Here is a 20,139-nt window from a genome sequence, read left to right on the forward strand (position 1 = left end):
GCCGGGTGGCCGTACCCGGGCACATCGGACCTTCCGCCGGAGCGGCAGGAGTCACTACGGTGACGCACCACACCCGCCGAGGTGAACGACAGGAGGCGCGAACGTCGCAGTTCGACGCGGTCGCGGGCCCCGAGGACGGTGTGCCCCGAGCTCCCTCCGGGAGGCGGCCGCGCATCGTATTCCCCCAGATCGGGAGGTCGTCTTGGAGACCGTTCTCTGTGGACGCAACGTCGAGGTTCCCCAACACTTCCGCGAGCACGTGGCCGACAAGCTGTCGCGTCTCGAGCGCTATGACCACAAGATCGTGCGGATGGAGGTCCAGCTCTCCCACGAGCCGAACCCCCGCCAGGCGAAGAGCTGCCAGCGCGTGGAGATCACCGGCCGCGGTCGCGGTCCCGTGGTGCGCGGCGAGGGCTGCTCCGCCGACTTCTACTGTGCGCTCGACCAGGCCGTGGCACGTCTCGAGGCCCGGCTGCGCCGCGCCCACGACCGGCGCCGCGTGAGCCACGGCCGTCGCGTGCCGGTGTCGGTGGCCCGGGCGACCGGCACGATCACGGTCACCGAGGAGCTCGAGGTCACCGCGGGGGCGATGACCGACCTGCTCGAGCCCGCGGAGCCGGCCACCAACGGCCACTCGCACGGTCGCGACTGGGGCGTCGACGTCCCGGCGGCCCGGGAGCCCGGGGACGACGTCGCACCGGAGGACGAGGACGGGGAGGACGCGGGGGAGCGCCGTCCCGGCCAGGTGGTGCGGACCAAGGAGCACCACGCGGTCCCGATGAGCGTGGACGACGCCCTGTCGCAGATGGAGCTCGTCGGCCACGACTTCTTCCTGTTCGCCGACGCCGCCACGGGTCGGCCGAGCGTGGTCTACCGCCGCCACGGCTACGACTACGGGGTGATCGCGCTCGCCTGACGGCACGGGCACACAGGGCCCGTCCCCGTTGCACCTACGATGGGGGCGGGCCCGTGCCGGTGCGCGCGCCGGGGCCGGCCCGCACCCGAGCGCCGACGAGCACGAGCGAGGTCACCACCGTGGTCCTGAACCGACTGCTGCGGGCGGGTGAGACTCGGACGGTCAAGCGCCTCGGCAAGATCGCGGACTACGTCGACACCTTCGCCGACGAGATCGCCGAGCTCACCGACGCCGAGCTGCGGGCGAAGACCGACGAGTTCCGCGAGCGGTACGCCGACGGCGAGTCCCTGGACGAACTGCTGCCCGAGGCCTTCGCCGTCGTCCGCGAGGCCGCGTCCCGCACGCTGGGCCAGTTCCACTACCCGGTGCAGCTCATGGGCGGCGCCGCGCTCCACGAGGGCAACGTCGCCGAGATGCGCACCGGCGAGGGCAAGACCCTGGTCTCGACGCTGCCCGCGTACCTCAACGCGATCGCCCAGGAGGGCGTGCACGTCGTCACGGTCAACGACTACCTCGCCCAGCGCGACTCGCAGTGGATGGGTCGTGTGCACCGCTTCCTCGGTCTCGAGGTCGGCGCCATCTTCGCGGGCATGCCGGCCGCCGACCGCCGCGCGGCCTACGAGGCCGACATCACCTACGGCACCAACAACGAGTTCGGCTTCGACTTCCTGCGCGACAACATGGCCTGGTCGAAGGCCGAGTGCGTGCAGCGCGGGCACGCCTTCGCGATCGTCGACGAGGTCGACTCGATCCTCATCGACGAGGCGCGCACCCCGCTGATCATCTCCGGGCCCGCGGAGCAGAGCGCCCGGTGGTACACGGAGTTCGCGCGGCTCGCCCCGAAGATGACCAAGGACGTCCACTACGAGGTGGACGAGCGCAAGAAGACCATCGGGGTCACCGAGGACGGCGTGTCCTTCATCGAGGACCAGCTGGGCATCGACAACCTCTACGAGGCCGCCAACACCCCGCTCGTCGGGTACCTGAACAACGCGATCAAGGTCAAGGAGCTCTTCCTCCGCGACAAGGACTACATCGTCCGCGACGGCGAGGTCCTGATCGTCGACGAGTTCACCGGCCGCGTGCTCGTGGGCCGGCGCTACAACGAGGGTCTGCACCAGGCGATCGAGGCCAAGGAAGGCGTCGAGATCAAGCCGGAGAACCAGACCCTGGCGACGATCACGCTGCAGAACTACTTCCGCCAGTACGAGAAGCTCTGCGGGATGACCGGTACCGCCCAGACCGAGGCGGCGGAGCTCTCGAAGACCTACAAGCTCGGCGTGGTCACGATCCCGACCAACAAGCCGCCCCGGCGCGTCGACCAGGCGGATCTCGTCTACAAGACCGAGCCCGCCAAGTTCGAGGCCGTGGCCGACGACGTCGCCGAGCACTTCGAGCGCGGCCAGCCGGTGCTCATCGGCACCACCAGCGTCGAGCGCTCCGAGTACCTGGCGAAGCTGCTGACCTCCCGCGGCGTGGAGCACTCCGTGCTCAACGCCAAGTTCCACGAGCAGGAGGCGCAGATCATCGCCGAGGCCGGGCGGCGCGGCTCGGTCACCGTCGCGACGAACATGGCCGGCCGCGGCACCGACATCGTGCTCGGCGGCAACCCCGACTTCATCGCCGACCAGCGGCTGCGCGCCAAGGGGCTCGACCCCGTCGACTCCCGCGAGGAGTACGAGGCGGCGTGGGACGAGACCCTCGCCGAGGTCAAGGACGAGGTGTCCCGCGAGGCCGTCGAGGTCAAGGAGGCCGGCGGGCTCTACGTCCTCGGCACCGAGCGCCACGAGTCGCGGCGCATCGACAACCAGCTCCGCGGCCGCTCGGGCCGTCAGGGCGACCCGGGGGAGTCGCGCTTCTACCTGTCCCTGGGCGACGAGCTCATGCGGCGGTTCAACGGCGCCATGGTCGAGTCGATCATGACCCGGTTCAACCTGCCCGAGGACATGCCGATCGAGGCCAAGATGGTCTCGCGGGCCATCCGCAGCGCGCAGACCCAGGTCGAGCAGCAGAACTTCGAGGCCCGCAAGGACATCCTCGAGTACGACGAGGTCATGAACCAGCAGCGCACGGTGATCTACGCCGAGCGCCACCGGGTCCTCGAGGGCGAGAACCTGTCCGAGCAGGTCCAGAACATGATCGTCGACACCGTGACGGCCTACGTCGACGGCGCCACGTCCGAGGGCTACAGCGAGGACTGGGACCTCGAGAAGCTCTGGACGGGCCTGGGCCAGCTCTACCCCGTCGGCGTCCGCTGGCAGGACCTCGTCGAGGAGCAGGAGGACATCGACCGCGACATGCTGGTCGAGCTCCTCACCGAGGATGCGCTGGAGGCCTACGCCAAGCGCGAGGACGAGATCGACGCCATCGCGCCCCAGGGCGGGATGCGCGAGCTCGAGCGGCAGGTCGTCCTGTCGGTGCTCGACCGCAAGTGGCGCGAGCACCTCTACGAGATGGACTACCTCAAGCAGGGCATCGGGCTGCGGGCGATGGCGCAGCGCGATCCCAAGATCGAGTACAAGCGCGAGGGCTTCGAGATGTTCACCTCCATGATGGAGGGCATCCGCGAGGAGTCCGTCGCGTTCCTGTTCAACCTGACCATCCAGGTCGAGGAGCAGGCGCCCGTCGACGCCGTGCCCGGCGCGAACCCGACGACGGACACCAGCGTCCAGGCGGCGATCACCCCGGACACCCCCGACCCGCGCACCAGCCAGACGCGGACCACGGCGGGTGCCGCCCCGCTGCCGATCGACCCGCGGGTGGCCGGCGCGCCGACCAGCGCGATCCCGGTGCCGCCGCGCGGCCCCGCCGCAGCCCAGCCTCCCGCCGCAGCCCAGCCTCCTGCCGCGGCCCAGCCCGCGGCGCGGGGCGGGCGAGGCCGTCCGGGCCGCGGGCCCGCGCCGGAGTCGCAGCGCCCCGGCGGCGGCCAGCGAGGCGGCCGGCGCTCGGGGGCGCACGCCGCGCCGGAGGCGGCCGGTCCGCCCACGGCCTCCGGTCCGGCGCTGTCCCAGCTGGGGCAGGAGTCGGTGCCCGACGCCTTCCGGGGCGCGGGGCTCGGCGGCCGCCGCCCGCAGCAGCTGGACTACATCGGGCCCGACGAGGATGGCCAGGCGTCGCGGCACGCGGCGGCGGACGCGGGCGGGGGCGCCCCCGCGCCAACCCGCAGCAGGCCCGTCGTGCCGACACCCCCTCGCGCAACGCGCCCTGCCCCTGCGGCTCGGGCCGCAAGTACAAGCAGTGCCACGGGGCGCCGCCCCGGACCCCGGGGTAGGAGCCCGCCTCACCCGGGCCACAGCGCCACCGCGCGCCAGTGGCCCGGGTCGGCCGGGCCGTCGCCCGCGCGCTCCAGGCGCGCGGCGAGGGCCCGCACGCGGTCGGGGCCGTGCACGACGGCGACCACCTCCACGGCCCGGGGTCCGACGGCGCACACGCGCAGGCCGCGCAGACCTGCCCGTGGCCCGCGGCGCGCGCTCTCGGTCCCGCGCCGCGCACCCGTGGCCGTCCGCGCGGCCCGGACCAGGGTCGCGAGCGCCTCGGGCCCCACGAGCGGGCCCAGGTCGCCGGGCGACCGCCGGCCCGCCAGCACGTCGGCCACCGCCGTCAGCAGGCGCAGCGCGACGGGCCGCAGCGCCGCCGCGAGCCGGTCGAGCTCGTCCTGGGCCCGGCGGGTGGGGCGCCGTCGTCCGGGTCGGCGGGCACCGTCGCCCGGGCCGGGGGCAGCACCTCGGCGAGCGGCCGGACCCGGGGCGTCGGCACCGCGCCGACCCGGCGGGCCCGGGCGGGGGCGGTGCAGGGGCGAGCGCGAGCGGCGTGACGGACACGGGTCCTCCCGGCGTGGCGGAGCGCTGTCGCGGTGCCGGGGGAGGACCGGGGTCGCGGGGTCGGCGGCCAGCCTAGGCACGCCCGCCCGGGGACGGTGGCGGTTCCGTCAGGTCCGTCGCCGCGCGAGCTCGAAGCAGGCCACCGTGGCCGCACAGGCGGCGTTGAGCGACTCGACGCCCTCGGCGAGGGGGATCGTCAGGGTCCCGTGCAGCTCGTCGCGGACGTCGCCGGTGAGCCCGTCGGTCTCGCCCCCGACGACCAGGGCGACCCGCTCGGGGAGCTCGGCCCCGAACAGGGACTCCCGGGCGGCGCCGTCCAGCCCGAACAGGACGAACCCCGCCTCGGCCAGGGCCGCGAGGCCGGTGGCCGCCGTCCGGGACCGCAGGACCGGGGCGTGGAAGGCGACCCCGGCCGAGGCCTTGATCACCAGGGGGTCGATGGCCGGCACGCCGCGGCGGGGCAGCAGCACGCCCTCGAGGCCCGCGCCGGTGGCCGAGCGCAGGATCATCCCGACGTTCGCCGGGTTCGTCAGGCCGTCGAGCACCAGCACCCGGGCGGGGGCGGCCGGGTCGAGGTCGGCGAGGAAGTGCTCCACCGGACGCATCCGCGGGGCGACGACGTCGGCGAGCACGCCCTGGTCCTGGCGCCCGTTGCCGGCGAGCACCTTCACCCGCTGGGCGGTGGCGCGCTGCAGCACCAGGCCGCGGGCCCGGGCGGCCTCGGTGAACGTGCGCACCGCCTCGCGGTCGGCCCCCTCGGCGAGGATGACCTTGTCGACCGCCAGCGCCGGGTCGCGCAGCGCCTCGAGCACCGGCTTGCGCCCGTAGACCGTGACGAAGGTGTCCTTGGGGGAGACCGGCGGCCCGGCGTCCGACACAGGTGAGGGGGTCATCACCTCCAGCCTGGCAGAGCGCCCGACCCACGGCCGCCGGTCCGGCCCTGTGCGACGATCGCGCCCATGCCGGACCGCTTGTCGGCGCTGGACGCCTCGTTCCTCTACATGGATCAACCGACCACGCCGATGCACGTCGGGAGCGTGTCCCTCTTCCGCAAACCGAAGTCCGGGTTCGACTACGACGGCCTCGTCGACCTCATCTCGAGCCGCATCGGCCTCGTCCCGCGCTACCGCCAGAAGATCCGCGAGGTGCCGGGCCGGATGGCGCGGCCGGTGTGGATCGACGACGTCGACTTCGACGTCACCTACCACGTCCGCCGCTCCGCGCTGCCGCCTCCGGGCACCGAGCGGGCGCTGTGCGACCTCGTCGCCCGGCTCATGTCGCGCCCGCTCGACCACACCCGCCCGCTGTGGGAGATGTACCTGGTCGACGGCCTGTCCGGGGGCCGGGTCGCGCTCGTGACCAAGACCCACCAGGCGATGGTCGACGGGGTCGCGTCGATCGACATCGGCCAGGTGGTGCTCGACGACACCGCCTCGGGACGCTCGACCCCCGAGGACGTCTGGGTGGCGCGCAGCGAGCCGTCGTCGTGGCGGCTGATGTACGACGCGTTCAGCGAGAACGTCTCCCGTCCCGGCAACGCCGTCGAGGCCGCCCGCGACGCGGTGCGCGACGCCGCCGACACCGTCACCAAGGTCGCGGGCGTCGCCGGGGGCCTGTTCTCCGCGGTGCGCACCGCGGTGCGGCCGGCCCCGGTCAGCCCGCTCAACGTCCCGATCTCCACCCAGCGCCGGTTCGCGATGACCCGCACCGATCTCGAGGACTACCGCGCCGTGCGCCGCGCCCACGGCGGCACGATCAACGACGTGGTGCTCGCGGTCGTCTCCGGCGCCCTGCGGAACTGGCTGCTCACGCGCGGTGCCTCGGTGACGCCGACGACGACGATGCGGGCGATGGTGCCGCTGTCGGTGCGCGGGGACGCCGAGACGACGGGCTCGATCGCGGGCGCGGGCCTGCTGGGCAACCAGATCGCCTCGTACCTCGTCGACCTGCCCGTCGGGGAGCCCAACGCGGTGCTGCGCATGCACCACGTCGCCCACGCGATGCGCGAGCACAAGGAGTCCGGGCAGTCGGTGGGGGCGAACGCGCTGGTGCGCGTAGGCGGCTTCGCGCCGCCCACCCTGCACGCGCTGGGCGCCCGGGCGGCCAACGGCTTCGCGCGCCGGCTGTTCAACCTCGTCGTCTCCAACGTCCCGGGCCCGCAGCACGCGCTGTACGCGGCGGGGGCACGGATGCTCGAGATGTACCCCGTGGTGCCGCTGGCGAAGGGCCAGTCCCTCGCGGTGGGCCTGACCTCCTACGACGGCGGGGTCTTCTACGGCTTCAACGCCGACCGCGACTCGATGGCCGACGTCGACGAGCTCGGCCCGCTGGTGACGGAGGCGCTCGCCGAGCTCGTCGCGACGGTCCCGCGGTGAGTCGGCCGTGAGCCTCGGCCTCGTCCTCGGCACCGGCGGGCAGCTGGGCTACGCGTGGATGGTCGCCGCGCTGACGACCTGGGAGCAGGCGACGGGGCGAGACGCCCGCGAGGCCGACGTGATGGTCGGGACGTCGGCGGGCTCGGTGGTCGCCGCGGCGCTGGCCAGCGGGGTCCCGGTGTCCGACATGCTCGGGCAGCTGCTCGACCCGCCCCCGCCGCGACCGCGCCCGAGGAGCGCCCCGCCGTCGACGGCGCGCCGCGGCCTGCCGCCGATGCCGAGGGTCGGGCCCGGCTCGCTGCGCCTGCTCGGCGAGATCGCCCGCCGCCCGCGGCGCTTCCCGCCGCTCGCCTTCGGGGCGGCGCTGCTGCCGACCGGCCGGGGCGACACCACGGGCCTGCACCGCTGGGCCACGAAGTGGTCGAGCGAGACGTGGCCGGAGCACCCGCAGGTGCGGATCGTGGCGATGGACTACGACAGCGGGGCGCGCGTGCCCTTCGGCCGGGCCGGCGCACCGCCGGCGTCGATGGCCGAGGCGGCGACGGCGTCGTGCGCGGTGCCGGGCTGGTTCTCGCCGGTGCGGATCGCGGGGCGCCGCTACGTCGACGGCGGGGTGTGCTCGGCGACGTCGGCGGACCTGCTGCTCGACGACGACCTGCCCCGCGTCGAGGAGGCCCTCGTGCTCGTGCCCCTGGCCCGGTCGGGGGCGACGACGCGGGTGTGGTCGGATCCCGTCGCGGCCACCGACGGATGGCTGCGGGGGCTGATCGGCGGCCGCTCGACGCGTGAGGTCGAGCGGCTCCGCGAGGCCGGCATCGCGGTGACCGAGCACGCCCCGGGCGCCGAGGACCGGGCCGTGACCGGCTGGAACGTCATGGACCCCCGCAAGCAGGCCGAGGTCGCGCAGGTGGCGCTGCGCACCACGGCGGCGCGGTGGACCGGGGCGGACGACGACAGGGCAGGAGAACGGTGAGGATCTACGTACCGGCCACGGTGGCCGGTCTCCGGCGGCTGCTCGACACCGAGGCGCTCCAGCCCCTCTCGGGCACCGCCTTCGCCCTGACCCCGCGGCTGCGGGAGTCCTACGCGGCGGGTGACGACGAGGAGCTCGAGTACGTCGCCATGTCCGAGGCCGCCCGGGCGTCGCTGCGCCTGCTCGCCGCCGAGCTCGCCGACGACCCGGACGCGTCGCCCCGGCGCGCCGTCGTGAGCGCCGACGTCGACGACGTGACCCTGCGTCCCGATCTCGACGACGCCGTCGTCCGCGTCGCAGGCCCGATCCCGATGGCGCGTCTCGCCGCCGTGCACCTCGACCTCGTCGAGGCCGCGGACGCCGTGCGCGCCGCGGCGGCCGTCGTCGACGCCGCGGACCTCGGCGACCCGGACGCCGAGTTCGTCCTCGGCGACGTCGAGGACCACGAGCTCGCCTGGTACGGGGTCCAGGAACTCCCGTTCGTGCTGGAGCTCCTGTAGGACCCCCTCGCCGGCACGTGCGGGCGGGTCAGAGATCGCGGGTCCAGGTGCCCAGGCGGCGCGCCACGGCGTAGAGCTCGTCGATCTCCCGGTCGTCGAGCGCGGCGGGCAGGGCGGTGACCAGCCGCGACAGGCTCGCGGGGGTCGCGACCAGCACGCCCGCCGGCAGCTCGCCTCCCGGCGCGGGCGTCACGGACGCGGCGTCGACGGCGAGCGCGGCGATGACGGGCGGCGGCGCCCCGGCGTCCTCACCCAGCGCGGCGGCCAGGAGTCGACCGGCCCGCTCGGCCCGGGCCCGCGCCCGCGGCACGTGCTCGACGTCCTCGCCGTCGACGGTGAACCGGTCGCCGTCGACGCGCACCGCCTGTCCGGGATGACGCTCGACGCTCACGGTCACCACCCCGGGCGGGCCGATCAGCACGTGGTCGAGGTCGCCGTGCCCGGCTCCGGCGGGCACGGCGTGCAGCACGCGCCAGGGCGGGCGGCGCCGGGTGAGCCGGGCGAGCACGTTCGGCTCGGTCAGCCACCGGAGGGCCTCGGCGAGCAGGGCCTCGGGCGGGACGTCGGGCGGGCTCGACGCGGCCGGTGCCGCCTCGCCAGACCCATCCTCGCCAGACCCATCCTCGGCAGAACCGGCCTCGGACGCTGGCACCTCGTCCCGATGGGCGGGGAGCCACCGGGCGAGCTCGGCCATCCCGGGCCGCGGGGCGTACCAGCGCTTGGCCCGCCAGTCCCACAGCGCACCGGCGGCCTTGGCGTCGTCCTTCTCGCCGAACGGCACGTCGAGCCACGGCTGCTGCTCGCGCACCATGACGACCCCCACCGTGACGACCCCTGTCCGGAGGATGGCAGGTCGCCCCGACTCCCGGGGCCGCGCTCAGCGGTCCGGCTGCGCGGGCATCCCTTTGCGCCACGCCGAGTAGGACTGGAGACGGCCGGCGCGCGGGCGGAAGAGCCAGGGCCACGGGTGCACCACGGCCGGCTCGAGCTCGGCGGCCCGGCGCTGGAACCCCGGCACCGGCGCGAAGGTCACCGCGAGACGACGCCCGGCGAGCTCGTCGGCGACCCGGCCCCGCCGGATCTCGACGGGACGCCGGGTGGCGAGGTCGGCCAGGGTCTCGACGAGGAACACCAGCCGCTTGCCCGAGAGCATCAGCCTGCTCAACAGCGGCTCGTCGAAGCAGAACACCGCCGGGACGTCGGGATGGGCCACCAGCGCCCGGTCGGCGTCCCCGAGCGACTCGCCGGTGAGCCACACGGCCTCGACCCCGGCGTCGCCGTCGGCGGACTCCGGGCCGGCGGTCACCGCCGGGTCCGGGTCGCCGCGCAGCAGATCCGAGACCGCGACCCGCGAGGTCCGCTGGTCGGCGGGCCACGACGCCACCGGGCACGCGTCGCGCAGGGCGCACTCCCGGCACAGGGCCGGCGCCCGCTTCTGCACCTGCCAGCGGGAGAACGCGTAGGCCTTGCCGTTGCCCGCGCCGACGGTCCACTGCCAGTTCAGGCGGTTCGCGGCGCGGGAGCCGTCCAGGAGGTGGGTGAAGAACTCCTCCTCGCCGTCGCGCCACCGCGCGCCGGCCCGCACGGTCCACTGGCTCGCCAGCCACATCCGCGTCTGGTTGACCAGCCACCCGTCGGCGTGCAGCTCGCCGACCGTCGCGTCCATGCACCGCATGTCCCGGGACCACGGCTCGTCCCACACCTCGGGTGCCTGCGGCGGCCGGGCGCGCAGCTCCTCGCGCAGCGCCGGCTGCCCGCCGCGCCCGAAGCGCGCGTAGAGGTGGCGGGTGAACTCCTGCCAGGCCAGCTCGTCGCGGTACTTGCGGCGGTCGTTCGACGGCGCGTCCGCGACGTGGTCCCACAGCGTGGGCAGGTCGACGAGGTTGTAGCGGACGTACGGCGACATCCGCGACGCGCCGCGGCGCTCCGGCGGCCACACCTGGTTCCGGCTCCCGGCGTAGCCGGTGACGTCGAGCGCGGCCAGGGCGGCGTCGGCCGCGGTCTGCCCACCCCGGATGGTCACCGAGGCCGCGGGGGTGTCGCACGTGAGGTCGGCGAGGTGCTCGCGGACGAACCGCACCGCGGCGTCGGGCCCGGGATCGGGAACGGGGAGCTGCACCGGCCGGGCGTACCCGCTCATCGGCGATAGTGCGCGCTGTGGAAGCCGATATCGCACACCTCCTCGACGCCGCCCGCACCGACGGCCGCCGCCGCGTCCTCGGCATCGTCGGCGGTCCCGGCGCGGGCAAGTCGACCCTCGCCGCGTCGCTCGCCGGTCCCGAGGTCGCCGTGGTGGGGATGGACGGCTGGCACCTGGCGAACTCGGTGCTCGACCGCCTCGGCCGCCGCGACCGCAAGGGCGCCCCGGACACCTTCGACGCCGCGGGCTACGTCGCGTTCCTCGACCGCCTGCGGTCCCGGGCGGCGACGGTCTGGGCGCCCGAGTTCCGGCGCGAGATCGAGGAGCCGATCGCCGGGGCCCTCGAGGTCCCGCCCGGGGCGCTGGTCGTCGTCACCGAGGGCAACTACCTGCTCGTCGACGAGCCCCCGTGGGACGGCGTCCGGCCGTTGCTGGACGAGGCCTGGTTCCTCGCACCCGACGAGGACGTCCGCCGCGCCCGGCTGATCGCCCGCCACGAGCGGCACGGCCGCAGCCACGCCGAGGCGGTGGCCCGCGCGGACGGCAGCGACGGCGCCAACGCCCGGGTGATCGCCGCGACGGCGCACCGCGCCGACGTCGTGCTCAGCGTCTGACGCTCACCCGCCGGTCTCCCACGCCGGGGTGCGCAGCGCGGTGAGCACGCGGCGCAGGGCGTCGAGGCGCCCGGGTCCGAGGCGACCCGCGGCGACCTCGGCGTCGAGCGCGCACTCCGGGTCCGAGGGCGGACCCAGGTGCGCGCAGCCGCGCGGGCACTCCTCGATCGCCGCCGCGAGGTCGCCGAACGCCGCGACCACGTCGTCGGGGGCGATGTGCGCGAGCCCGAAGGACCGGATGCCCGGGGTGTCGACGACCCAGCCGGAGTGGTCGGGCAGCGGCAGGGCCACGGCCGAGGTCGACGTGTGCCGTCCCTTGCCGACCCCGGAGACGACGCCGACGGCGCGGTCGGCGTCCGGGACGAGGGTGTTGACCAGCGTCGACTTGCCCACCCCGGAGTGCCCGATCAGCGCCGACACCCGCCCGGTGACCACCTCGCGCAGCTCCTCGGGATCGCGGTCGGATCGCGTCACGACCACCGGCAGGTCGAGCTCGGCGTAGTGGGCGGCGAACTCCGCCGGGTCGGCGAGGTCGGACTTGGTGAGGCACAGCACCGGCTCGAGGCCACCCGCGTAGGCCGCGACGAGGGCGCGGTCGACGAAGCCGGTGCGGGGGACCGGGTCGGCGAGCGCGGTGACGATCACCAGGTGCGACGCGTTGGCGACGACCACGCGCTCGTAGGGGTCGGTGTCGTCCGCGGTGCGGCGCAGGACGCTGCTGCGCTCGGCGACCCGCACGATGCGCGCGAGGGCGTCGTCACCCCCGGAGACGTCGCCGACGAGGTCGACGCGGTCGCCGACGACCACCGGCGTCCGGCCCAGCTCCCGGGCCCGCATCGCGACGATGCGCCGGGACGGGTCGTCGTCGGGCGCGCAGGTCCAGCGCCCGCGGTCGACGGCGACCACCATCGCCGCCTCCGCGTCGGCGTGGTCGGGGCGTCGCTTCGAGCGCGGCCGGGTGCCCCGCCCCGGACGGACGCGGACGTCGGACTCGTCGAGGCGCGACGTCTCCCCGCGCCCGCCGCCCCGCGCCCCGCTCGGTGACATGGGCGGCTCAGGACCCGGCGCCGACGAGCAGCGGCCAGTCGGCGGCGAAGTCGGGCAGGGTCTTGGTGGTGGCCGCGACGTCGTCCACGCGCACGCCGTCGACGACCAGCCCGACGATCGCGCCGGCGGTGGCCATCCGGTGGTCGGCGTAGGCGCGCCACGGGCGGGTCGGCGCCGACAGCGGCGCCGGGGCGATCTCCAGCCCGTCCGCGGTCTCGGTGACCCGAGCGCCCACGGTGCCCAGCTCCGCGGCGAGCGCGGCCAGGCGATCGGTCTCGTGGCCGCGGATGTGGCCCACGCCCCGCAGCCGCGACGTCGCTCCGTCCCGCGCGGCGACCGCGGCCAGCGCCGCCACGGTGGGCGTGAGCTCGCTGACCTCGGTGAGGTCGACGTCCACGCCCGGAGCCGGTCGGGCCCGCGGACGGTCAGCCCCGCGGCGCCGAGCTCGACGCGGGCGCCGAAGGCCTCGAGCACGCGGAGCACGGTGCCGCCGGGCTGCAGGTCGGTGTCCGGCCAGCCCGCCACGGTCACCTCGCCGCCGGTGGCGACGGCCGCGGCCAGGTACACCGCGGCGCCCGAGAGGTCGGGCTCGACGTCGAGCACCGCCGGCGCGGTCACGGGCCCCGGCGCGACGTGCCAGCGCGCGGCGCCCTCCCCGTCGTCCGGCCCGACGATGACCCCGGCGTCGCGCAGCATCGCCACGGTCATCGCCACGTGCGGCAGCGACGGCACCCCGCGGTCGCCGGCGTGGACGACGGTGACGCCGCGCGTGTAGCGGGCGCCGGAGAGCAGCAGCCCGGAGACGAACTGGCTGGACGCCGACGCATCGACGGTGACCTCGCCCCCGGCGGGCTGCGGGCCACCGGTGACGGTCAGCGGCAGGGTGTCGCCCTCGACACCGACGCCGAGCCCGCGCAGGCCGGCGACGATGCCGCCCATGGGCCGCTCGCGGGCCCGGGGTCGCCGTCGAGCACGACGGGCCCGTCGGCCAGCGCGGCGAGCGGCGGGACGAACCGCATCACGGTGCCGGCCAGCCCGCAGTCGACGTGCCCGCCGTGGAAGGTGCCGGGGGCCGTGACGGCCAGGTCGACGGTGCCGGTGCGGCCCTCGGTGAGCGTGACGGTGGCGCCCAGCGCCTCGAGCGCGCCGGCCATGAGCGTGGTGTCGCGCGAGCGGGCGGCGCCGCGGACGTGGCGGGTGAGGCCGTCGGTGCCCAGCGCGGCGAGGACCAGCGCCCGGTTGGTGACCGACTTCGACCCCGGCACCGACACCGTCCCGCGCACGGGCCCGCCCGCGGTCGGGGCGGGCCAGGGCTCGAGCACGTCGGTCATGACGCCATCCTCCCGCGCCGGAGCGACACCGGGGGAGCGGGACCCGCGGATGATCAACCGCCCAGATGCCGCCGGAGGTGGGCGACGACGTCGGCGGGCGCTTCCTCGGGCAGGAAATGACCGGTACGCAGGGTCGCCGTGGACAGCGTCCCGGCCCACCGCGACCAGACCTCGCCGGGGTCGAAGGGCAGGACGGCGTCGCCGGGGTCCTGCCAGAGCGCCAGGGTGGGCGCCGCGACCCGTCGTCCCCGCTCCCGGTCCGCCCGGTCGTGGTCCACGTCGACGGTCGCGCCGGCGCGGTAGTCCTCGCAGATCGCGCGGACGGTCTCCGGGCGCCGGCAGGCGGCGAGGTAGCGCTCCCGGACCTCGGGCGGGATGGCGTCCGGGACCACGGTCCACGCGTCGAGGAAGTGGCCGAAGAAGCCGTCGGGGTCGGCGCCGATCATCGTCTCGGGCAGCGGCGTCGGGTGCGCGAGCAGGAAGAGGTGGAACGCGAAGACGCCCGCCGTGCCGTGCAGGGCGTCCCAGGTCTCGACGGTCGGCAGGACGTCCAGGACGGCCAGGTGGGTGACCGCCTCGGGGTGGTCGAGGGCCGCGCGCAGCGCCACGAGCGCGCCCCGGTCGTGCCCCACCACCGCCACGCGCTTGTGGCCCAGGCGGCGCGCGACCTCGAGGAGGGTCCGGGCGGTGGTGCGCTTGGCGAGGGATTCCGGCACCGCGCTGTCCCCGTAGCCGGGCAGGTCGGGGCAGATCACCGTGTGGGTGCGGGCGAGCTCGGGGGCGACGTGGCGCCACACCTCGTGGGTCTGCGGGAAGCCGTGCAGCAGCAGGAGGGCGGGTCCGTCCCCGCCGACGTGCGCGACGACCTCCGCGCCGTCGACGGTCGTGGTGACGCGCCGGAAGCCATCGATCATGCCCCGAGGGTCGCCCTGGTGCCGGACGGTTCCGGTCCGCCTCCGTCGTCGACCACGGGGTGTTGGGGTGCGGTGCCAGGATGGAGGCATGTGCGGCCGCTACAGCCAGGCGAAGGACCCGGCGACCCTCGCCGAGGAGTTCGACGCCGTCGACGCCACCGAGGGCGCGTGGCCCGGTCCCGAGCACAACGTCGCGCCCACCACCACGGTGATCGCCGTCGTCGACCGGCACCCGCGCGACGGCGCCGGGAAGGCCGACCCCCAGCGGCTCGAGCGCAGCCTGCGCGCCATGCGCTGGGGGCTGGTGCCGGGCTGGGCGGACGACCCGAAGGTCGGCAGCCGGATGATCAACGCCCGGTCCGACTCGCTGACCAGCAAGCCCGCCTTCCGCCGCGCGGCCAAGGGCCGGCGCTGCCTGCTCCCGGCCGACGGCTGGTTCGAGTGGCAGCGCGACGGCCCCGGTGGACGCAAGGTCCCGTACTTCATCACGCTGCCCGGCGGGCGCTCGATCGCGTTCGCCGGCCTCTGGGAGACGTGGCGGCCGAAGGACGCGCCGAAGGGGACCCTCGGTCCGGGTGATGGGCCGCTGATCAGCACGACGGTCGTCACCATCGACGCCGCGGGCCCGCTCACCGCGATCCACCACCGGATGCCGCTCGTGCTCCCGGCCGAGCGCTGGAAGGCGTGGCTCGACCCCGACAACGACGACCCCACCGACCTCCTCGAGCCGCCCCCGCCCGAGCTGCTGACGTCGTTCGAGCTGCGCCAGGTCTCCACCAAGGTCAACAACGTGAAGAACCACGGGCCGGAGCTGCTCGAGGAGACCCACGACGAGCCCGAGCAGGTGGGCTTGGACCTGGACATCGACCGGGACCTCGAGGCCGACGTGCCGGCCACGCAGTGATCGCGGTCGAGACCCCGCACGGCCCCGCCCAGGTCCACCTCGAGGCACCCGACGGCGACCCGCACGCCCTCCTGGTGCTCGGTCACGGCGCCGGCGGCGGTGTCGAGGCGCCCGACCTGCTCGGCGCCCGCTCCGCGGCCCTCGGCGCGGGCCTGGCGGTCGCCCGCGTCCTCCAGCCCTACCGCGTCGCCGGGCGGAAGCCCCCGCGCCGGCCGCCCAGCTCGACGAGGCCTGGGCCGCGGTCGTCGCGCACCTGAGCGCGGCGTTCCCCGGGGTCCCCCAGGTGCACGGCGGGCGGTCCTCGGGCGCGCGCGTGGCCTGCCGGGGTGCGACGACGCTGGGCGCCGTCGCCGTCCTCGCGCTGGCGTTCCCCTGCTCGCCCCGCCCCGCCGCGACGGATCCCGCGCCGACCGGGGCCCCGAGATCGACGCCGTCACGGTGCCGGTGCTCGCGGTCTCCGGCGAGCGCGACCGCTTCGGGATCCCCGCGCCCACGGCCACCCGCGAGGTCGTCGTGCTCGCCGGCGACCACTCGCTCAAGGCCCGCGGGCCGGTCGCCGCCGCGGTGGCGCCGTGGCTGGCGCGCGTGCTCGCTCAGCCGGCCGACCCCGCGCCGGCCACCGCCCGCAGGTAGCGCTCGCCGGTCGTGCGCAGCTGGGCCACGAGCTCGGGCGGGCCGTCGACGTGGAAGTCCCTGTCGAGCATCCCGATGTAGGCGGAGACGGTGGCGACGCTGTCCGCGCCGGTCACGAGCACGCAGCTGCGCTCGTCGCGCGGCTCGACGACGCCCACCGCGGGGTTGATGTGCGCGAGCACCTCCGCCGCCGGGGCGTGGACCACGATCCGCGCGTGCACCGACCACCCGGACGCCGCGACCTCGCGGAGCACCAGGTCGGTGAGGTCCTCGGGCGGCTCGACGGGCGTGAAGCGACCGCCGCCCGGCGTGCGCAGCTCCAGGCCGTCGGCGCGCAGCACCGTCCAGCGGTCGTCCCGCGGGTCGCGCACCACCACGTACCAGCGGCGCTGCCAGCTGACGAGGCGGTAGGGCTCGAGGAGCCGGCTGGGTCCGTCGGCGGCCCCGGCGACCCGCAAGGCCGTCCGATCACGGATCGCCTCGGCGAGCGCGCGCAGCAGCGCCGGGTCGACCTCGGGGTCGGGCGCGTCGGACCCGGTGTTCTCCGGTCCGCGGTCGGTGGCCTCGGTGAGGGCGGCGAGGGTGCGGCGCAGGCGGTGGGGCAGCACCCGGTCGAGCTTGGCGAGCGCGCGGTCCCCGGCCTCCCGGGTCCCGGCGAGCCCGGTGCCGGCGCGCAGCCCGAGGGCGATCGCCACGGCCTCGTCGTCGTCGAGCAGCAGCGGGGGCAGGGAGGCCCCGATCCCGAGCCGGTAGCGCCCGGTCCGACCCGTCTCGGCGTCGACGGGGTAGCCGAGCTCGCGCAGCCGGGCCACGTCGTTGCGGATCGTCCGGGTGCTCACCCCGAGGCGGGCGGCGAGCTCCGGTCCCGGCCAGTCGGGGCGGGACTGCAGCAGCGAGAGGAGGGCCAGCATCCGGGCCGAGGTGTCGCGCACGGGATGAATCCTGCCCGTAAACGAGGAACGAAACGTGCCTGGTTGGGTCCTATCGTTCTCCCATGAGCAGCGACACCAGCAGCAGCACCGTCATCGGCCGCTTCACCATCGAGGTCCCGCAGGCCGAGCTGGACGACCTCGCCGACCGGCTGGCCCGTACCCGCCTGCCGCGCCCGGCCCCCGGGGACGACTGGGACTACGGCACGCCGAACCACTACCTCGCCGGGATGGTCGAGCGGTGGCGCACGACGTTCGACTGGCGCGCCCAGGAGAAGCGGATGAACGCCGTGCCGAACTTCCTCACCGAGATCGACGGCCAGACCGTCCACTTCGTCCACGTGCCGTCGGCCGAGCCGGACGCGACGCCGCTGCTCCTGCTGCACACCTACCCCGGCTCGTTCGCCGAGTTCCTGGACATGATCGGCCCGCTCACCGACCCCGTCGCCCACGGCGGTCGCGCGCAGGACGCGTTCTCGGTGGTCGTGCCGTCGATGCCCGGCTTCGGGTTCTCGACGCCGGTGGCCGACCGCGGCTGGACGATGGCCCGGGTCGCGCGCACCTACGACACCCTCATGCGCCGGCTCGGCTACGAGTCCTACGGCGCCCACGGCAGCGACGGCGGCGCGATGGTCGCCCGCGAGCTCGGCCTGCTCGACCCGCCCGGGTTCCTCGGCCTGCACGTCCTGCACCTGTTCAGCTTCCCGTCGGGCGACCCGAGCGAGTTCGAGCGTCTCGAGCCGTCGGACTACGCCGGGCTGGAGCACATGCAGTGGTTCCAGTCGGTCGGTGGCTACAACCAGATGAACGGCTCGCGCCCGCAGACGGTGGCCGTCGGGCTCGCCGATTCCCCGGTCGGCCAGCTCGCCTACAACGAGCTGTTCACCTCCTTCGGCAACGGGACGAGCCTGGTCAGCGAGGAGCAGATCCTCACCCAGGTCTCGCTCTACTGGCTCACCAACACCATGGCGACGGCCGCGCGCTACCACTTCGAGGAGGCGCACTCGGGTGTCGAGCCGCGGGTCAGCGCCGCGCGGACCGGCGTGCAGGTGTTCGCCGACGACTTCCAGACGATCAAGGTGTTCGCCGAGCGCGACAACACGAACATCGTCCACTGGAGCCGTCACGAGCAGGGTGGGCACTTCGCGGCGCTCGAGCTGCCGGAGGTCGTCGCCGCCGACCTGCGGGTGTTCTTCGGTGCGGTGGACTGAGAGCTAGGAAGCCGCGATCTCGGCCAGCTCGGCGCCGGTGGCGGTGACGAGGTCGTCGGGGGCCAGCTCCATCTGCAGCCCCCGACGGCCTGCCGAGCAGAACACCGTCCCGTGCTCGGCCACCGAGAGGTCGATCACGACGTCGAGCGGCTGGCGCCCGCCCAGCGGGGCGATGCCGCCGACCACGTAGCCGGTGAGGCGCTGGGCCGCGGCGGGGTCGGCCATCACGGCCCGCTTGCCCCCGCACGCCGCCGCGAGCGCCTTGAGGTCGAGCGTCCCGGCGACCGGCACCATCGCCAGCACCGGGCGGCCGTCGACCTCGGCGACCAGCGTCTTGAGCACCCGCCGCGGGTCGAGGCCGAGGGCGTCGGCGGCCTCGGTGCCGTAGGCGGTCTTGCCCGGTGCGGTGTAGGGGTGCGTCGTGTACGGGATGTCCGCATCGTCGAGCGCCACCAGGGCCGGGGTCGCCGCCGCCGCTCGTCGCGCCACGACCGGCGAGGGTAGCGACGCCCACCCGCGCGACCGGCGGGAATCCCGCACCGCGAAACCGCGTTGATGCGGACATGCCAGCAGTGATGACGATGGCGGAGGCCGGTCGGGCCCCCGTGGCGCCGTTCCCCGGCGTGACGTCGTCCGCGGAGTGGGATGTCCGGGACCTGACGCGGGTAGTCTCCGCGGGATCCGTAGACGTTCCGACCGCGCCCCGGGCGCGGTCCGAAGGGAGCCCCGTGGCCGACGCGGCGAGGGCTGTGCCCGACCAGACCCCCGGCGACACCAGTAGTGACCAGGGGCGACCCGAAGCGGTCGACGTGGCCACCGAGACACCCGAGGAGCGGGCCGCGCGTTTCGAGCGCGACGCGATGCCCCTGGTGGACCAGCTCTACGCGGCGGCCCTGCGGATGACCCGCAACCCGGCCGACGCCGAGGACCTGGTGCAGGAGACGGTGCTCAAGGCGTACTCCTCGTTCGCCTCGTTCACCCCCGGCACCAACCTCAAGGCCTGGATGTACCGCATCCTGACCAACTCCTACATCAACACCTACCGCAAGCGGCAGCGTCAGCCCCAGCAGTCGCCGACGGACGAGATCAGCGACTGGCAGCTCGCCCAGGCGGGTGAGCACACCTCGCTCGGCCTCCCGTCGGCCGAGGTCGAGGCGATGGAGAACCTGCCCGACACCGACATCCGCGACGCGCTGCAGGCGCTGCCGGACGACTTCCGGATGGCGGTGTACCTCGCGGACGTCGAGGGCTTCGCGTACAAGGAGATCGCCGAGATCATGGGCACCCCGATCGGCACCGTGATGTCGCGGCTGCACCGCGGTCGCAAGCAGCTCCGCGACGCGCTCACCGACACGGCCCGGGACCGCGGCTTCCTGCGGGGCGCCGACGGCGCGCGGGTGACGTCCGGAGAGGGGGCGGCACGATGAGCTGCGGCGAGCCCCACGAGACCGACTGCTCCGAGGTGCTGGCCGAGGTCTGGCTGCTGCTCGACCACGAGTGCGACGCCGACCGCGACGCCCAGCTCCGCCGCCACCTCGACGAGTGCGGGCCGTGCCTGGCGCGCTACGGGCTCGAGGAGAAGGTCAAGAGGCTGCTGGGCCGCAGCTGCGGCGGCGAGCACGCGCCGGCGGAGCTGCACCAGCGGCTGCGCGAGCAGATCCGTGCCACGGTGCTCGAGCAGGCCGAGGTCACCGTCGAGCGCGGGCCCGGCGGCACGGTCGTCGAGGTCAACCAGACGCGCGTCGAGTCCTGGCGCAGCTAGACAGCCCCGCAGCTGCACACACCGCACGACGCACGAGGGCCCGTCCGCGAACCTCCGCGGACGGGCCCT

17 protein-coding genes and 4 pseudogenes are annotated in these 20,139 nt (G+C 75.2%); 12 read left to right on the top strand and 9 right to left on the bottom strand.

Annotated features, from left to right (window positions below):
• Nucleotides 1-202: 202 nt before the first annotated feature.
• The 3 genes and pseudogenes from hpf to ACQPYN_RS08860 form a co-directional block, all read left to right on the top strand.
• Nucleotides 203-916 (top strand): ribosome hibernation-promoting factor, HPF/YfiA family, encoded by a 714-nt coding sequence (gene hpf, locus ACQPYN_RS08850; protein ID WP_433035999.1) that lies wholly within the window; start codon nucleotides 203-205, stop codon nucleotides 914-916.
• A 119-nt stretch (nucleotides 917-1,035) separates the two neighbouring features.
• Nucleotides 1,036-3,906: pseudogene (gene secA / locus ACQPYN_RS08855) on the top strand (preprotein translocase subunit SecA); the annotation flags it as partial.
• Between the two features lie 227 nt (nucleotides 3,907-4,133).
• A pseudogene (locus ACQPYN_RS08860) lies at nucleotides 4,134-4,187 on the top strand (SEC-C metal-binding domain-containing protein); the annotation flags it as partial.
• A gap of 9 nt (nucleotides 4,188-4,196) precedes the next feature.
• On the opposite strand, the gene ACQPYN_RS08865 reads toward ACQPYN_RS08860, so the two are convergent.
• Nucleotides 4,197-4,817 (bottom strand): Rv3235 family protein, encoded by a 621-nt coding sequence (locus ACQPYN_RS08865; RefSeq protein WP_433038794.1) that lies wholly within the window; start codon nucleotides 4,815-4,817, stop codon nucleotides 4,197-4,199.
• Nucleotides 4,818-4,844: 27 nt separating this feature from the next.
• Nucleotides 4,845-5,630 (bottom strand): TrmH family RNA methyltransferase, encoded by a 786-nt coding sequence (locus tag ACQPYN_RS08870; RefSeq protein WP_433038796.1) that lies wholly within the window; start codon nucleotides 5,628-5,630, stop codon nucleotides 4,845-4,847.
• Nucleotides 5,631-5,696: 66 nt separating this feature from the next.
• Between ACQPYN_RS08870 and ACQPYN_RS08875 the strand changes: the two genes are divergently transcribed.
• The 3 genes from ACQPYN_RS08875 to ACQPYN_RS08885 are packed head-to-tail and all read left to right on the top strand — an operon-like array spanning nucleotide 5,697 to nucleotide 8,585.
• Nucleotides 5,697-7,112, top strand: coding sequence for a WS/DGAT/MGAT family O-acyltransferase (locus tag ACQPYN_RS08875; RefSeq protein ID WP_274193072.1), 1,416 nt, complete (start codon nucleotides 5,697-5,699; stop codon nucleotides 7,110-7,112).
• A 7-nt stretch (nucleotides 7,113-7,119) separates the two neighbouring features.
• Nucleotides 7,120-8,085, top strand: a complete 966-nt coding sequence (locus ACQPYN_RS08880) for a patatin-like phospholipase family protein (RefSeq protein ID WP_433036003.1) — start codon at nucleotides 7,120-7,122, stop codon at nucleotides 8,083-8,085.
• On the top strand, nucleotides 8,082-8,585 hold the full coding sequence (locus ACQPYN_RS08885; protein ID WP_433036006.1) for a DUF6912 family protein: 504 nt from the start codon (nucleotides 8,082-8,084) through the stop codon (nucleotides 8,583-8,585). Before ACQPYN_RS08880 ends, ACQPYN_RS08885 begins: the two co-directional genes overlap by 4 nt.
• Before the next feature lie 28 nt (nucleotides 8,586-8,613).
• On the opposite strand, the gene ACQPYN_RS08890 is transcribed toward ACQPYN_RS08885, so the two are convergent.
• Nucleotides 8,614-9,408 carry a DUF5710 domain-containing protein gene (locus ACQPYN_RS08890; protein ID WP_433036009.1) on the bottom strand — a complete coding sequence of 265 codons (795 nt, stop codon included), beginning with the start codon at nucleotides 9,406-9,408 and terminating at the stop codon, nucleotides 8,614-8,616.
• A 54-nt stretch (nucleotides 9,409-9,462) separates the two neighbouring features.
• Nucleotides 9,463-10,725: an FAD-binding domain-containing protein gene (locus ACQPYN_RS08895; RefSeq protein WP_433036012.1), complete on the bottom strand. Its 1,263-nt coding sequence runs from the start codon at nucleotides 10,723-10,725 to the stop codon at nucleotides 9,463-9,465.
• Between the two features lie 8 nt (nucleotides 10,726-10,733).
• Here ACQPYN_RS08895 and ACQPYN_RS08900 point away from each other — a divergent pair, with 8 nt between their 5' ends.
• A complete protein-coding gene (locus ACQPYN_RS08900; RefSeq protein ID WP_433036015.1) occupies nucleotides 10,734-11,339 on the top strand; it encodes a nucleoside/nucleotide kinase family protein in 606 nt (201 codons plus the stop codon).
• Between the two features lie 3 nt (nucleotides 11,340-11,342).
• Here the strand turns inward: ACQPYN_RS08900 and rsgA are convergent, their stop codons facing one another.
• The 3 genes and pseudogenes from rsgA to ACQPYN_RS08915 all read right to left on the bottom strand — a co-directional run bounded on the left by rsgA (nucleotide 11,343) and on the right by ACQPYN_RS08915 (nucleotide 14,631).
• The gene (gene rsgA / locus ACQPYN_RS08905) at nucleotides 11,343-12,386 is read right to left on the bottom strand and encodes a ribosome small subunit-dependent GTPase A (RefSeq protein WP_433036018.1); all 1,044 of its coding nucleotides are present in this window, start codon (nucleotides 12,384-12,386) and stop codon (nucleotides 11,343-11,345) included.
• 7 nt (nucleotides 12,387-12,393) lie between these two features.
• A pseudogene (gene aroA, locus ACQPYN_RS08910) lies at nucleotides 12,394-13,717 on the bottom strand (3-phosphoshikimate 1-carboxyvinyltransferase).
• Nucleotides 13,718-13,770: 53 nt separating this feature from the next.
• Nucleotides 13,771-14,631 carry an alpha/beta fold hydrolase gene (locus ACQPYN_RS08915; RefSeq protein WP_433036021.1) on the bottom strand — a complete coding sequence of 287 codons (861 nt, stop codon included), beginning with the start codon at nucleotides 14,629-14,631 and terminating at the stop codon, nucleotides 13,771-13,773.
• A gap of 88 nt (nucleotides 14,632-14,719) precedes the next feature.
• Between ACQPYN_RS08915 and ACQPYN_RS08920 the strand changes: the two genes are divergently transcribed.
• Nucleotides 14,720-15,535, top strand: a complete 816-nt coding sequence (locus ACQPYN_RS08920; RefSeq protein ID WP_433036024.1) for an SOS response-associated peptidase — start codon at nucleotides 14,720-14,722, stop codon at nucleotides 15,533-15,535.
• A pseudogene (locus ACQPYN_RS08925) lies at nucleotides 15,532-16,168 on the top strand (alpha/beta hydrolase family protein). The gene ACQPYN_RS08920 and the pseudogene ACQPYN_RS08925 overlap by 4 nt, the downstream one beginning before the upstream one ends.
• Here the strand turns inward: ACQPYN_RS08925 and ACQPYN_RS08930 are convergent.
• Nucleotides 16,129-17,100 carry a helix-turn-helix transcriptional regulator gene (locus tag ACQPYN_RS08930; RefSeq protein ID WP_433036027.1) on the bottom strand — a complete coding sequence of 324 codons (972 nt, stop codon included), beginning with the start codon at nucleotides 17,098-17,100 and terminating at the stop codon, nucleotides 16,129-16,131. The pseudogene ACQPYN_RS08925 and the gene ACQPYN_RS08930 overlap by 40 nt on opposite strands.
• Nucleotides 17,101-17,162: 62 nt before the next feature.
• On the opposite strand from ACQPYN_RS08930, the gene ACQPYN_RS08935 reads away from it, so the two are divergent.
• Complete coding sequence (locus ACQPYN_RS08935; protein WP_433036030.1) at nucleotides 17,163-18,308, top strand: epoxide hydrolase family protein; 1,146 nt, start codon at nucleotides 17,163-17,165, stop codon at nucleotides 18,306-18,308.
• Nucleotides 18,309-18,311: 3 nt separating this feature from the next.
• On the opposite strand, the gene ybaK is transcribed toward ACQPYN_RS08935, so the two are convergent.
• Nucleotides 18,312-18,797, bottom strand: coding sequence for a Cys-tRNA(Pro) deacylase (ybaK, locus tag ACQPYN_RS08940; RefSeq protein ID WP_433036033.1), 486 nt, complete (start codon nucleotides 18,795-18,797; stop codon nucleotides 18,312-18,314).
• Between the two features lie 320 nt (nucleotides 18,798-19,117).
• Between ybaK and ACQPYN_RS08945 the strand changes: the two genes are divergently transcribed.
• Together ACQPYN_RS08945 and rsrA are read left to right on the top strand one after the other, a co-directional pair.
• Nucleotides 19,118-19,735 (top strand): sigma-70 family RNA polymerase sigma factor, encoded by a 618-nt coding sequence (locus ACQPYN_RS08945; protein ID WP_433038798.1) that lies wholly within the window; start codon nucleotides 19,118-19,120, stop codon nucleotides 19,733-19,735.
• The gene (gene rsrA / locus ACQPYN_RS08950; protein WP_274193085.1) at nucleotides 19,732-20,070 is read left to right on the top strand and encodes a mycothiol system anti-sigma-R factor; all 339 of its coding nucleotides are present in this window, start codon (nucleotides 19,732-19,734) and stop codon (nucleotides 20,068-20,070) included. Before ACQPYN_RS08945 ends, rsrA begins: the two co-directional genes overlap by 4 nt.
• Nucleotides 20,071-20,139: the final 69 nt, after the last annotated feature.

The organism is Actinomycetospora sp. CA-053990 (genome assembly GCF_050948445.1).
Classification (GTDB): Bacteria; Actinomycetota; Actinomycetes; order Mycobacteriales; family Pseudonocardiaceae; genus Actinomycetospora; species Actinomycetospora callitridis.